Annotated in this window: 8 protein-coding genes; 4 read left to right on the forward strand and 4 right to left on the reverse strand. The window is 38.5% G+C overall.

Features of this window, described 5'->3' with window-relative positions:
- Positions 1 to 6: 6 nt before the first annotated feature.
- From IEE83_RS26200 to IEE83_RS26210, 3 genes are all read right to left on the reverse strand, one after another.
- Positions 7 to 2046: an ArnT family glycosyltransferase gene (locus tag IEE83_RS26200; protein WP_228102083.1), complete on the reverse strand. Its 2040-nt coding sequence runs from the start codon at positions 2044 to 2046 to the stop codon at positions 7 to 9.
- Positions 2047 to 2300: 254 nt separating this feature from the next.
- Positions 2301 to 2474: a hypothetical protein gene (locus tag IEE83_RS26205; RefSeq protein WP_194123718.1), complete on the reverse strand. Its 174-nt coding sequence runs from the start codon at positions 2472 to 2474 to the stop codon at positions 2301 to 2303.
- Between the two features lie 266 nt (positions 2475 to 2740).
- Entirely contained in the window at positions 2741 to 3181 is a 441-nt protein-coding gene (locus IEE83_RS26210) for an RpnC/YadD family protein (RefSeq protein ID WP_194123719.1), read from the reverse strand.
- A 195-nt stretch (positions 3182 to 3376) separates the two neighbouring features.
- Here IEE83_RS26210 and IEE83_RS26215 point away from each other — a divergent pair, with 195 nt between their 5' ends.
- The 4 genes from IEE83_RS26215 (at position 3377) to IEE83_RS26230 (ending at position 11517) form a co-directional block, all read left to right on the forward strand.
- A complete protein-coding gene (locus IEE83_RS26215; RefSeq protein ID WP_228102084.1) occupies positions 3377 to 7153 on the forward strand; it encodes a hydantoinase B/oxoprolinase family protein in 3777 nt (1258 codons plus the stop codon).
- Positions 7154 to 7289: 136 nt separating this feature from the next.
- The gene (locus IEE83_RS26220) at positions 7290 to 8453 is read left to right on the forward strand and encodes an NRAMP family divalent metal transporter (protein ID WP_194123720.1); all 1164 of its coding nucleotides are present in this window, start codon (positions 7290 to 7292) and stop codon (positions 8451 to 8453) included.
- Between the two features lie 65 nt (positions 8454 to 8518).
- Positions 8519 to 10855 carry an AAA domain-containing protein gene (locus tag IEE83_RS26225; protein ID WP_194123721.1) on the forward strand — a complete coding sequence of 779 codons (2337 nt, stop codon included), beginning with the start codon at positions 8519 to 8521 and terminating at the stop codon, positions 10853 to 10855.
- Positions 10856 to 10872: 17 nt separating this feature from the next.
- Positions 10873 to 11517: a DEAD/DEAH box helicase gene (locus IEE83_RS26230; RefSeq protein ID WP_194123722.1), complete on the forward strand. Its 645-nt coding sequence runs from the start codon at positions 10873 to 10875 to the stop codon at positions 11515 to 11517.
- Between the two features lie 8 nt (positions 11518 to 11525).
- Here the strand turns inward: IEE83_RS26230 and IEE83_RS26235 are convergent, their stop codons facing one another.
- A complete protein-coding gene (locus IEE83_RS26235; protein WP_194123723.1) occupies positions 11526 to 13079 on the reverse strand; it encodes a M20/M25/M40 family metallo-hydrolase in 1554 nt (517 codons plus the stop codon).
- Positions 13080 to 13089 lie beyond the last annotated feature (10 nt).

The following is a 13089-nucleotide window of genomic DNA, read 5'->3' on the forward strand; positions in this document are numbered from 1 at the left end:
CCGTTTTTAATACAATAAACGCTCACAACTCTTATTTTTAAGTTTTACCAGGTAAAACAGAGAGGTTTGATGTATTTCCGCAATATTATTTTCGGGTACAAATTCTTTCAGCAAAGTTGCATCGTCGCACAAAACATAATCATAGCAAAAATCTTTTTGTGCGTTTTTCAATTTCGTAAATTCTCTCATATATCGGATGTATTCCATCTGACCCGGGTCTTTCAGTTTAGTCGCAACAGCACTCCAATAATGATAAAAGCCGTTTCCTCTTTTAAATAGCACCCCGATATTTTTATTATCGCCACTAATGTATTGCAGTAAAGGTTCAAAACCGTAATAATTTTCCAAATGACTCAGGAAGTACGCCTTTGTCTTACTGGTACCAAACACTGTTGCTGATTTATCATCATCATAGTATCCGGCTTTTTCAAAAATATCAAAAATTTTCACACGCTCTTTATAACCTGGCAATTGTTTAAGTGTATGACAATTATCTTTCCCCGGAAAGTTATAATATGTCCCTAGACTTGCCTCGTAATTTTTCGCCTGTAAACTGTCTGTAACGCAAAAACCAACAGGAATATGAGCCAGTGCTTTCTTTGTAAAATAGCCGATCGGGATCAATGCCTTATTTGGGTTTCCAACAACGAATACAGTGGAAATGAGCATTAAAGGGATAATAAGATAAACTGTTTTCCACTTCAAAACTTGTGTATAAACGTAAGCAATCAATATAGCACCCATTGCGAAAAACGGCATATGCGTACGCGTGCTCCACAACTGAAACTTTAAGAGCGAACAAAATAATACAAATCCAAGTATAGAAAATAGCCAGAACCATTTGAAATTTCTTGCTCCCTTCACAAACAATAAAGCTATGGTGGCGAGTAACATCAACCATAGATGTATGGTATTGGGCACCATATCTTCATGAACCGAATAGCGGACAGAAAACGGATCCAGCCTTAATGCCAGATCATCAATTTCAACATCAATTGCGTTATGAAAATTAAGAATTTTGGAAGTCAAAAATTCGTTGAAACCCGTACTGGGAAGTCCGAGATGCAACCCTATATTTTTAACAATTCCCGATATCGCAAAAGTGACTGAATGTTTATCGACCGGAATTTTTTCTGCAAAAAGCGTTGAGTTTTCCGGCGGACTCATCACATTTCCAAATAGCTGATAGTTTCGGTAAAAAAACGGCGTGAATGTAAAAGCCAAAATTACCAGCGCCAATACCAAAACCTTTGCAGCATATAGAAATCCGTATTGCAACAAAATTCGTAGGGCAAAAAAGACGGTAAACGGGATAGCAAAAATAAAGACCGTGTATTTTGTAAACCCTCCAAAAGACAGAGACAACAGCATGATCACCAGAGTGAGCCAGGATTTTTTTTCGAGAAGGTCAAACCCTGAATTTACAAATACTATAAAGAAAAAACAGGCAACGTAATCGACCTGAGCACTTGTACTTTCGAAAATACCGATTGGAAGTGTCAGTAAAAATATGATGGACAATAGCTGTCCGTTTTGTTTCAACCCAAACCTTTTTGCCAACAGGCTTATTCCCGCCAAAGATCCCAGAAAAGAGCCAAACTGCACCAATCCGGCAAAATAATCGGAACCAGAAAGCAAAACAGTATCCAGCACTATATATTCCGCAAAGACATTCAGATAGAGCTGCTGAATATGAACCGTTGGAAAATGATCAAGATTTCCATTATTGATCCAGTAAAGAATCCGGTTAAGGTGGTAGCTGTGTGCGTCGAAATTGTTAGGTGGAGAATAAATGGCTAAAAACAATAAAGGAAGGATAAAAAACACTATTGCTGCAATAGAAATTATTTTATTGTTCCGACTTATTCCTTTTAAACGGATGGCATTATTTATACTGGATAATTCAGAAAAATCCAGTTTCCCGGTGGATTTCCAATAAACCATCAACGCGGATAATCCCAAAACGTCTCCCAACCAGAAAAACCGCGCTGAGGTAGAATTAAGCGCATCGAAAAAAGAAAAAACTTCGTTGTAAACAAATATCAATGCCGCGTTAGCGACAAGAGAAAATATAAAAGAAAGCCGAATTTTGGTATATAACCCATTTATTGCTGATGTTAGAAAAAAGAGGCCAAATGTTAAAAAAACTGATAACAGGAGTAAACAAAAACTCATAAATGTTTTGTAGAGGATTATTTATACAGCTTTAAATATTGAATAATGATTTGAAGATAACAGGTATTAATAAAAAAGGCTCCAATCAGGAGCCTTTAATTTTTCTGGGTGTGTATAGACATTTTTTATTTCAATGTTCTCCGAACTTTAATCACAAACTTTTCGGTCACATTAGCAAAGTTCGAAATTTCAGCAACGGTAAATCGTTTGGCCAAAAGAAGATTTTTGACAAATTCTTCCTTTGCAATATCAATTCCTTCATTCTTAGCTTGTTCCAGCACCATTTCTCTTATGCCCATGGATTTTCTGTTTTCGGTGAAGACATTAATTTCCTGATCAAATTTAACATTATATTCGGAATCGGCAAAAGTTATATATCGTTGTAAAAAATCAGAACGTCATCAATTTTCTTCTTTGGTATCTTTTTCAAAAGCAAATTCTTAGCCATTGAAAATTTCAGATTATAAAGACTTTCGTCGTTCAACTTTTTCTTTTTCAATGCCAGTATGGCCGTTAAAATTACGACTGCAAAAGGATTATCGTCCTCAAACAACAACGCTTCGTCCTAGTCTATAATTTTATAGCTATTAAATTGAAAAGTAAGTTTCGTTCCAAGGTATTCATATTCGTAAACGCTCGGATTGAAATCTTTGTCGGCATCTGTGAAAAGCGCAATACTTGTAATACGTTTCTCATATCTGTCCAGAATCCGGTAAAAATAAGTAAACATCCGCTCACCAAATTTCTTATCCTCGTAGCCCTGAACTTCAATATGAACAAGTATCCATTTTTCATCACCGGTTTTAGAAAAAACTTTAACCAGTTTATCGACAAATTTCGGATCCTTAACCTGTTCGCTCGGAAAAAGTTGTTCAAGCTCTTTATCCAAAAACTCAAATCCTTTTTCCAGATCAAACAGAGTCTCTGCATCTTTAAAGAAAAACTTTAAAAAATCTGTAAATATATTCTCTAAAATACCTTTCCATAGTGTGTCATTTCTTTTCATCCCAAATGTTTTATAGTGTGTATGTGGCCAAAATATCCGCTGCAAATTTCATCAACCTTCTTAAATAAAAGCCTACGAAAAACGGCTTAGTTTATTCAATCTTTGAATAATTATTCGTCAAATTCTTCATCCTGTGGTTTTACAGAAAATACGATGTAATTTGGTAATTGAATATTTCGCGCTAAACCTACTATTTTGAATAAGCTAACAAACCCGATCTGGAAAATCAGTATTGATACCGGCGGCACTTTTACAGATTGTCTTGCGACAAGTCCGGATGGCATAATCACCAGAATAAAAGTTCTCAGCTCTGCACGTTTACGGGGAAGAATTATTCGTAAAACGGAGCCTTCTACTTATGCGTTTGAATCACCCTGGAAATATGATGACGATTTATTGGTTGGATACCAAATAAAAATTCCAGGTAACGAGACCGCCGCTTTTCTGGTTTCCCTGGATCACGAAAAAGGTTTATTAACGCTTGACAGGGATATTTCTGAAATTACAAATCTGGATTTCGAATTATTCAGCGGAGAAGAAGCACCGATTTTAGCTGCAAGATTATTAACCAAAACACCTTTAAAAAATCCGCTTCCAGCACTTGAAATGCGACTCGGGACAACCAAAGGAACGAACGCATTACTGGAAAGAAAAGGCGCAAAAACCTTACTGGTTGTCACAAAAGGATTTAAAGATTTACTTTATATTGGCAACCAGCAGCGACCTTCACTTTTCCAACTAAACATTCCTGAGCCAAAATTGTTATATCATGATGTCATCGAACTTCATGAGCGACTTGATGCAGACGGTAACATTATCAAAGAACTGGAAAGCACAGATTTCAGTCTTTTTCCTGGAATCCATTTTGACTCTATCGCTATTTCTCTATTGCATTCATACCAAAATGATCAGCATGAAACTGCCATAGCATCCGCTTTTAAACAAAACGGCTCTAAATATGTTTCTGCCTCATCCCAGCTTTTCCCTTTTTCGCATTATCTGAGAAGGACCCAAACCGCTGTCGTTAATGCCTATCTGGATCCGGTTTTAGACCAATATCTAAATAATATTATAAATGCGCTGCATGATGGCAGTCTGAAAATCATGACCAGCACCGGAAGTTTATCCGAGCTAAATGGTTTTAAAGCAAAAGACAGTTTATTGAGCGGACCGGCTGGCGGAATGGTGGCAGCTACGAACGCTGCAAAGCGTCTGGGTTTTGCCAAAGTATTAACCTTTGACATGGGTGGCACCAGTACGGATGTGGCCAGAATTGACGGCGAACCTGAACTGAAATACATTACGGAAATAGACGGAATCGAATTTCACAATCCAACTTTGGCCATAGAAACCGTTGCAGCCGGCGGAGGTTCTGTCTGTTGGTTTGATGGTTTCACATTGCAGGTCGGCCCTGAAAGTGCAGGTGCATCACCAGGTCCTGCATGTTATGGCGCAGGTGGGCCATTGACAATTACGGATGTAAATCTGCTGTTGGGAAAGATGGACGCAGCAAAATTCGGAATTCCAATTCGGCCGGAAGCTGCCATCGAAGCATTGGAAAAACTACAAAAAAGTATTTTTGACAAAAATGGAAATTCGCTTTCAGCTCATGAAATACTGATTGGACTTGAAAAAATTGCCAATGAAAAAATGGCAGATGCGATTCGAAAAATTTCGGTTGAAAAAGGAATAAATCCATCTGATTATGCTTTAATAACTTTTGGAGGCGCCGGAGGTTTGCACAGTTGTCAACTGGCAGATTTATTAGAAATCCAAAGCGTCATTATTCCTTATGACGCCGGACTTTTCAGTGCCGTTGGTATTGGAGAAGCGTTGATCAGTACGATTGTTTCAAAACAGGTTTTGCTTGCCTGGACAAAAGCGGAGTCACAAATTGAGATCTGGAAAAATGATTTATTGAAAAATGCTTCCATTGAACTAAACAAACAAGGCGTAAAAGATTTTGAAATTGCGTTTTGCTCAGTTTTCTTACGTTTTGCTGGACAGGAAAATACAATTGAAGTTCCAATCGAAGGCGATCAGATCATTGAAAAATTTAAAAATGCATATACTTTGCAATTTGGTTATTATCCTGAAAACGCTATTATTGAAATAGAAAGTATTCGATTGAAAGTTCAGGAAAAGACTGCAAATTCTTCCTCCATCGTAGTAAAAAAAGATGGCTTGTCAGTAGAGCCGCTACGAGAGGTTAGATCAATTTTCAATTCAACCAATGAAGAAAACTCCATTACTGCTGATTTGTATGAATGGGATGTTTTGGAGACCGGTCATGAAATTCCTGGGCCTTCTATTTTGTTGAATAATACTTCAACAGCATATATTCCCAAAGGCTGGAAATTGGTTATTCAGGAAAATAAAGATGCTGTTGTTTTTAAAACAGAAAGTCAGAAAACAGTATCGGAAGATCATAGTGAAGAAGTTTCATTACAACTTTTTACCAACCGGTTTAAAGCCATTGCCGATGAAATGGGCGTTCAGCTTCAACGCACGGCTTTTTCTGTTAATGTAAAAGAACGACTGGACTTTTCCTGTGCGCTTTTGGATGCAGAGGGAGAATTGCTTGTAAATGCACAACATATTCCGGTGCATTTGGGAAGTATGGGAATTTGCGGAAGGTTGGTTCGCGAGGCAATTCATATCGGGCCGGGCGATGTAATTATTACTAATCATCCTAAATATGGCGGCTCGCATCTGCCGGATATAACGTTAATAGCTGGTGTTTTTACCGATTCAGATGAATGTCTTGGATATGTAATTAACCGGGCGCACCATGCTGAAATTGGCGGAAAAACACCAGGTTCTATGCCGCCGGATGCCACTTGTCTGGCGGAAGAAGGAGTAGTGATCCTACCTCAATATTTAGTTAAAAATGGCGAATTTCAATGGGAAGCAATTCGTGAGCTTTTCACTAATTGTACTTATCCGACGCGAAATTTTTTGTCAAATGAAGCCGATATTATTGCAGCTTTGTCTGCACTAAGAAAAGGAAGTCAGCAGTTGTTAAAACTGGTTGAAATCCACGGAATCAGTACGGTTAAAAAATACATGGGCCTGCTGAAAGCAAGTGCAATTCTGCAACTGGAAATTGCATTGAAACCTTTGGAAGGAAAGAAATTTGAAGCAACAGAATTCCTCGATGATGACCATCGGATTCAGGTTTCTATTTCAATTTCAAAAGAAAAACAGGTTTTTGATTTCACTGGCACATCGTCAGTTCATCCCAATAATTTAAATGCTAACATTTCCATTTTACACAGCGCCATTCTTTACGTTTTGAGATTACTCATAAACAAGGAGGTACCGCTGAATGATGGATTGATGAAAAAGGTAGAAATAATTCTGCCTGATAACAGTTTTCTTCATCCTGATTTTTCTGATGATCCGTTAAAATGTCCTGCTGTCGTTGGAGGAAATACAGACGTCAGTCAACGGCTGGTGGATACTATATTGAAAGCATTTGAACTCGCTGCGTGCAGTCAGGGAACCATGAATAATTTTCTGTTTGGAAACCAGGACTTCGGATATTATGAAACAATTGGCGGCGGAGTTGGAGCGGGAAAAGGGTTTAATGGAAGAGCCGCAGTGCATCAGCATATGACCAATACCCGAATTACGGATCCGGAGCAATTGGAAAGAAAATATCCTGTGCGTTTACTTGAATTCGGCATACGTAAAAATTCAGGAGGCGACGGGAAATTTAGTGGCGGTGATGGTATTATTAGAAAGGTAGAATTCCTTGAACCATTGCAGGTAACAATTCTCGGTCAACATCGGAATTACGCACCTTATGGATTGCATGGTGGTGAAGACGGAAAAACGGGTCAGCACACATTAACTACAAAAAATCATATTACCACAAAACTGCCCGGAATATGCAGTCTGGAAGTTCAGACAGGCGATATTTTAACAATCGAAACCCCCGGCGGCGGCGGATACGGTGCGTCGGTTTAGATGACACAGAGAACCACAGAATTAAGAGAGGTGCACAGAGTTTTTTCTTTATCTCAAAACAAACCTCTGTGTATCTCTTTTTTCTCTGTGGCACTCTGTGTAATCTCCCTTTTCACTCCTTGTAACACAAAAATAAATGGCTTCGAACAAATCCTCCAAAGCACTTTTAGGTGCAGCTTTTTTAATGGCAACTTCCGCAGTCGGGCCAGGTTTCCTTACCCAGACCACGGTTTTCACTGAGCAGCTGGCCACCAGTTTCGGTTTTATAATTCTGATTTCAGTCATTATTGACCTTTGTGTCCAGTTTAATATCTGGCAGATTGTTACCGTTTCCGGAAAACATGCGCAGGATCTTGCTAACGAACTCTTCCCCGGACTTGGCTATCTCTTAGCTTTTCTGATCGTCATCGGAGGACTAGCTTTTAATATTGGAAATGTGGCAGGTGCAGGATTGGGAATCCAGGCTATGACGGGCGTTCCGGTAGAAACCGGCGCATTAGTAAGTGCTGCGATGGCAATAGGAATTTTTCTATTCAAGGAAGCCGGAAAAGCGATGGATACCTTTTCTAAAATTCTCGGATTAGTAATGATCGGACTAATTCTTTACGTCGCTTTCACTTCCCATCCCCCATTTTTAGAAGCTATTCATCATACTTTTTTACCAGAAAAATTCGACCCGATTTCGACGCTGACTTTGGTTGGAGGAACAGTTGGCGGTTATATTTCTTTCGCCGGAGCACACCGACTTTTAGATTCCGGAATTAAAGGTAAAGAAGCATTAGCACAAGTCAATCGCGGAGCCGCAACGGGGATTTTACTTACGGCTTTGATTCGGTACTTTTTATTTCTGGCAACGCTGGGGATTATTTTAACAGGAGCACAAATCAATCCGGATAATCCCACTGCTTCCGTTTTTGAAAATGCTGCCGGACAACTTGGAAAACAAATGTTTGGATTGATGATCTGGTCTGCGGCAATAACTTCCGTGGTTGGAGCAGCTTACACTTCGATATCTTTCCTGAGATCTTTTCATCCTTTACTGGAAAAATATCACACATACTTAACCATCGTTTTTATCCTGATTTCTACCACCGTTTTTCTATTCGTTGGCAAACCAGTGAAAGTATTGATTTTTGTAGGAACTCTAAATGGTTTTGTTTTACCAATAGCATTGGCTATTCTTTTGGTAGCAAGTACAAAATCAAAAATTATGGGACTTTACAAACATCCATATTTTTTACAAATCATTGGATGGATTGTTGTTTTGGTGATGGTGGGGTTGGGAATTCAGGCGATTTGAAAAAGATGTATTTTTCAATATTTGCCGCTTTTTAGGCAAGTTACACACATTAGAAATTGGAAAAAATGGAGCAAAAAAAGTGGATTAATTATTGGAAGAAGAGTTTGAGTGATTCTTTAAAGGCAGATATTGACATTGAAAAACTGAAACATTTTGAAATAGAAAATGTCGAAATGGATTCTCAAATCGTTGAATCAACAGAAGATATTAACAAACTTATCGACTTTGAAGAAGAACGAATTAATAAGAAAAAAGGCATTACAGATAAGGAAAATCCAAAATGGGAAATACTGGAAACCATTCAAATCCTGATAGCGCCAATAAAAATCACTCCACTACCAGAACATCTGAGTTTCCTCAAGGACAAAAAAACGAAGTTCCCATTTTGGTATTATGCCAAGATAAACAGACAAGGTTTTCTGTCAGTCCCGGAAGAATTATTCCCGGTTTTTCAAAGAAAATATCTTGAACCACTGGCTGATGAAAGAACAGAGTTCATTTTCAGTACAGTTGACAAAGTGGATAAGGCCACATCAATCGGAAAAGAGAAATACAAGTTTTTTAAAGACTACCTCATTTATATTAAAACCGTTTTTAAAGAAGTTGTTGAACAAAATATCAGCACTTACACAACGGATGGATACAAAACGGTTCATAATGGAATTATTTTAATACCGGATGAGGACATCAATGCGGCTACCGGAATAATCCAGCTTTATGAAAAGATTGCAGCCGAAACTACTATTCCGCCATTGCTGTCAGAATTTATTAATCTGGAAAATAGCATAGCAAGCCAGCCGCTTCCGGTTTCTGACTTGATGGATGCAAATTTTTTACATCTGGGGCAAATGGGATTTGATTTCCCCCTGTCAATTTCTCAGCGAAAAGGTTTGTATACATTTTTGCATGGCAACGATAAAGTTTTTGCCGTTAACGGTCCTCCCGGAACAGGAAAAACGACATTGTTACAAAGTATAGTCGCCAATAAAATCGTCGAAAGTGCCATTACCGGTGAGAATCCACCGGTAATTTTGGCTTGTTCAACCAACAACCAGGCTGTTACCAACATTATTGACAGCTTTTCAAAATCAACTACAAAACCTGGGAAACTGGAAGGAAGATGGCTTCCTGAATTGGAAGGTTATGCTACTTATTTACCTTCAAATGGAAAATCTGAGACGGAACTTAAAGGAATAAATTACAAAAAGCAGAACGGAAACGGACTTTTCAGCAAAGTTGAAAATAAGGAATATCTGGAAAAGGCAACAGAATATTTTCTTCAAAAAAGTACCGTCTATTTCAATTCTTCACATTTAAGTATAGAAGATATTACAAAAAAACTTCGAAGTGAAATCATTGATATTCAGAACTTACTTAAAGATGCTTCTACAAAATGGAAAGAGTATCTTAATGTTGAAAGCATTTTGTCCGCTTATGTCGGCGATCAGTTTTTGACAAAAACAACATATTATTCCAATGAGATTATTGATGAAAAAGTTTTAAGTAAAGACATATCCAGTTTGACGATTTTAGAAGAACGGATCATTCAATATTTTCAAAATGAATCCTTTTTTCGAAAAGTATTTTGTTCACTTGGTGTAAAAACTGCTTTGAAAAACAGAGCAGCTGAAATCCGGATTCTTTTAAGAGATTCGCTAATCGCCGAAAAGGCAAATTTTCAATTTACAAAAAGTGCGATACTGGATATTATCAACGACAAAATTAAAATTGCGAAGGCGATAAGTAAAACCGTCATTGAATGGAAAAGCTGGAAAAATAAAAATTTCATTCAAGGAAATCCACCGAGAACAGAGGAAGAATACTGGGAATTTGAATACCTGAAAATCGATGGCGCAAAGGAAGGTGATAAGGAAAAATCGAAACCAAATTGTTTCTATGACGAACTGGATGTAACGCTCAGGCATAAGGCGTTTCAACTTAGTCTGCATTATTGGGAAGCACGGTGGCTGTCAAAAATCGATACCGATTTGAAAGATCCGAATTTTGATAAAAAGGGAATTGACGCCGTAAAAAACCGCTGGATGCGTCAGGCTATGCTGACACCTTGTTTTGTAAGCACATTTTATATGTCACCCAAGTTTTTCAGCTCTTTCAAATTTTTGAAGAAAAGTGAAGACGGGAAAAATATTTTTGATAATCCACCTCTTTTTAATTTTATCGATTTACTGATTGTGGATGAAGCAGGCCAGGTTTCGCCGGAAGTTGGTGCAGCCACTTTTTCACTTGCCAAACAAGCGGTTGTTGTTGGTGATGTAAAACAGATTGAGCCGGTTTGGAATATTACAAATAAAATTGACGTAGGAAATCTGAAAAAAGGCGGGCTAATTAAAGATACAATGATCCTGTTTTTGAGAAATCTTTTGATCCAAAAGGATTTTTAGCATCGACCGGAAGTATCATGAAAATGGCGCAAAATGCCTGCAAATACAAAGAAAAAGGTTTGGATGAAAAAGGTGTGATTCTCGTCGAACATCGTCGTTGTTATGATGAAATCATCAACTATTGCAACGTTTTAGCATACAGCGGACAATTGAAACCGCTGAAAGGGAAGGCGAAGAAGACCAATCCGTTTCCACCCATGTACTGTATCCATGTGAACGGCAATTCAACTGTTACGAATTCAAGTCGGACAAACCTTTATGAAGTTGAAGCAATCGTAAACTGGCTGCTCGTAAACAGAGAACAAATTGAAATGTTTTATGGAAAAACAGAAGATGTTGTGGGCATTATCACTCCATTTTCAGGACAGAAAAACAGTTTGAAATATGCTTTAAAAAAAGCAGGTTTCGACACCCGTATTTTCAAAATAGGTACGGTTCATGCGCTTCAAGGTGCAGAAAGGTCGCTTGTTTTATTTTCGATGGTTTATGGGAAAGGTGATTCCGGGACAATGTTTTTTGATCGGGATAATAAACCCAATATGCTGAATGTTGCAGTTTCAAGAGCAAAAGATAGTTTTATTGTTTTCGCCAATACGGCTATATTAGACAAAAAGGCTAAAACACCCTCAGGTATTTTAGCCAATTATTTAACGTATCACTAAGAAAAAATCTATCTTCTTGCGCCTTGCTCTCCTCTTGCTTTTGGTAATTCTTTTCTAGGAATTTTCTGATCCATTTGTGCAGTGTTATATACAAAAGCAGCAACGACAATAGCCATTTGTTTCAAATCATCCATCACCAAACGCTCGTAGGTATCTGCATTGGAATGGTGCGTACGCGTTCCATATTCGATACCATCCTGAATAAATTGGAAGCCAGGAAGTCCAACAGCATCAAAACTCTGGTGATCGGTTCCACCTGTATTTCTAGATGTAACGGTTGGATGATCGATAATATCAGAGAATGAATTCAGCCATTTTTCAAAAGTAGCACGCGGGCCTTCGTTTCCTTGCAAATAAATTCCACGGATACGGCCGGTACCGTTATCAATATTATAATAGGCTGACAATTTTTCGTGCGCCGGAGTCAGTTTCATTGTTTGCGGATCTCCAAACGTATTTTTTACATAATTTCTTGAACCGTGCAATCCCTGCTCTTCACCAGACCAAAGCGCGATTCTGATGGTTCTTTTTGGTTTTAAACCTGATGCTTTCAAGATACGCATTGCTTCCATCATCACAGTACAGCCTGCTGCATTATCAGTCGCACCCGTTCCACTGTGCCAGGAATCAAGGTGACCGCCAAGCATTACAACTTCATCTTTTAACTTTGGATCTGTTCCGGCAATTTCTGCTATAACATTACCTGTTGTCAGTTTTTTATCATAAAAAGTTGTAGCCGATTCAGCTTCCAGCGTAACAGGAACTCCATCTTCAACCAAACGGGTAATTAATCCTGCATGTTCCGGAGACATTTCGAAAGACGGCCCGGCTAGTGGAGATTTACCTAAATAAGAAGCACCGTTACTGGTATAAAAAGTGCCGTGTTTTCCACTTCTCGCGGCTAATTCCAGTTTAATTTTCTGCGTTTTCAACGTGCTGTCCACCTTAGTTCTGAAAGAACGCATTGTACGCATTTTCTCCGCTTGTTCCGGTGTAAAGTTGCCCTGGCCAAAAGGCTGGGAATTTGTCATTTTATCAAGATCCTCGGTCGTGTAACGAACAGCATCCGGTTTGAAAGTCGGATCAGTGTCAACGGTGCTTTTCATCAACACAATTTTGCCGCTCAACTTTCCATCTGCGTATTTTTTAAGATCCTCTTCATTTTGAATATTAACAACGACAACTTCTCCTTTGATCGGACCGCCTGTGCCGGAAGTCCATGCTTTTGGAATACCGATAAAAGGCATATAGTAAGGCTTGGTCATCGCCAGATAGCTTTTTTCGACCTGCCAGCCTTTTCCAAATTCCCCCCATTCTTCAATTCGTGAATTGGTCAAACCCCATTTTTTCATTTCACCAACCGACCATTCGGCGGCGCGTTGAAACCCTGGTGAATTGGTAAGTCTCGGACCTGAAACATCGGTTAATTGATGGGCAATTTCTTTAACTTTTGAATTATCCAGACCTTCTTTACGGATTTTCGCCATGGCATCCATATCAATTTCCTGAGCAAATAATGCCCCCGGAAAAAGCATCAGCATGGGATAAAAAATTCTTTTCATGAATTCGTTT

It is taken from the genome of Dyadobacter subterraneus (assembly GCF_015221875.1).
Lineage (GTDB): Bacteria > Bacteroidota > Bacteroidia > Cytophagales > Spirosomataceae > Dyadobacter > Dyadobacter subterraneus.